This window comes from Vibrio sp. Vb2131 (genome assembly GCF_033338535.1).
GTDB classification, from domain to species: domain Bacteria; phylum Pseudomonadota; class Gammaproteobacteria; order Enterobacterales; family Vibrionaceae; genus Vibrio; species Vibrio alginolyticus.
Genome location: NZ_JAWOSW010000183.1, coordinates 1 through 508 on the forward strand (window position 1 = coordinate 1; position 508 = coordinate 508).

1 protein-coding gene is annotated in these 508 nt (G+C 50.2%); it reads left to right on the forward strand.

Annotated features, from left to right (window positions below; all coding sequences use genetic code 11):
* On the forward strand, nt 1-508 hold a 508-nt coding region (locus R7E38_RS23440; RefSeq protein ID WP_318082255.1), incomplete at both ends, for an aminotransferase class I/II-fold pyridoxal phosphate-dependent enzyme.

Below are 508 nucleotides of genomic sequence, written 5' to 3' on the forward strand. Positions count from 1 at the left end.
CATCTGCGCGCCAAACGTCCCCGTATACATCGACTTTTTCGCTCATATGTCGTTGTGGGAAGGAGCACGCACCGCTGGAGCGCAGATTCATCCTTTCATGCACAACAACATGAATCATCTGCGCAAGCAGATCCAACGCCACGGTGCGGGAATCATCGTTGTCGATTCTGTGTATAGCACGATTGGCACAATCGCCCCGTTACGTGCCATCTACGAAATGGCGAAGGAGTTTGATTGTGGCTTAGTGGTAGATGAATCCCATTCATTAGGCACACACGGACCAAAGGGGTCTGGATTATTGCAAGAACTGGGACTAACACAGATGGTGGATTTCGTTACCGTAAGTTTGGCTAAAACGTTCGCCTACCGCGCTGGTGCGATATTAGGCCCGAACAAGCTAGCACAATCGCTGCCCTTCGTGGCCTATCCTGCGATTTTTAGCTCAACGGTTTTGCCGCAAGAAGTCGTGCGTCTAGAAAAAACACTTGAGGTAATTAAAGCGGCTGAC